Annotated in this window: 2 protein-coding genes; one reads left to right on the forward strand and one right to left on the reverse strand. The window is 66.7% G+C overall.

Annotated features, from left to right (window positions below; translation table 11 throughout):
* Positions 1–296 (reverse strand): hypothetical protein (locus QN345_RS19680; protein WP_323509195.1); only part of this gene is annotated, 296 nt, incomplete at its 3' end.
* Positions 297–405: 109 nt separating this feature from the next.
* Between QN345_RS19680 and QN345_RS19685 the strand changes: the two genes are divergently transcribed.
* On the forward strand, positions 406–627 hold a 222-nt coding region (locus QN345_RS19685; protein WP_323509196.1), incomplete at its 3' end, for an aldo/keto reductase.

A 627-nucleotide genomic window follows, 5' to 3' on the forward strand; every position in this document is an offset into this window, starting at 1 on the left:
TCCGCGGCGATCTCCGTGTCGGAGCGGGCATTGAACACACCCCACATGATGTGCGTCGGGCCGCTGCCGTCGCTTCCGGGGGCCGCGGCCCGCGCGGTCCACCGGTTGGCGATGGCGGCGCGACCGAGGTCCCCGAGGGAGTCGGCGATCCGGGCCTTCCGGAGTTTTCCGGCCACGACACTGCCGTCCTCGGCGAGTCGCCAGCCGCGATCGCTCGCGAGCACGCGTCCGATCTCCTCCTCGGTGAGCCAGCGCGAAAAACTGCGACCGGGCGGGTCGATATCGGTGAGTTTCATGCTCGAAACTGTACCCAGCTTTCCGGGTAAGCGATTGAGAACCCCAACTGGTCAATCACAGCGATGACGGCTGTTGGACAGATCAGTGGTCCTGGAGGAGGCTGAAGTCATGGAATACACACACCTCGGTCGCTCTGGTCTTTCCGTCTCCCGACTGTGCCTCGGCACCATGAACTTCGGGCCGCTCACGCCGGAACCGGAGGCGCACTCCATCATGGACTCGGCGCTCGCCTCGGGAATCAACTACTTCGACACGGCGAACGTCTATGGCGGCGACCTCGGGCCCGGGGCCACCGAGTCCCTCGTCGGCCGGTGGTTCGCGCGCGGCGGC

Source organism: Cryobacterium sp. 10I1 (assembly GCF_035019805.1).
Classification (GTDB): domain Bacteria; phylum Actinomycetota; class Actinomycetes; order Actinomycetales; family Microbacteriaceae; genus Cryobacterium; species Cryobacterium glucosi.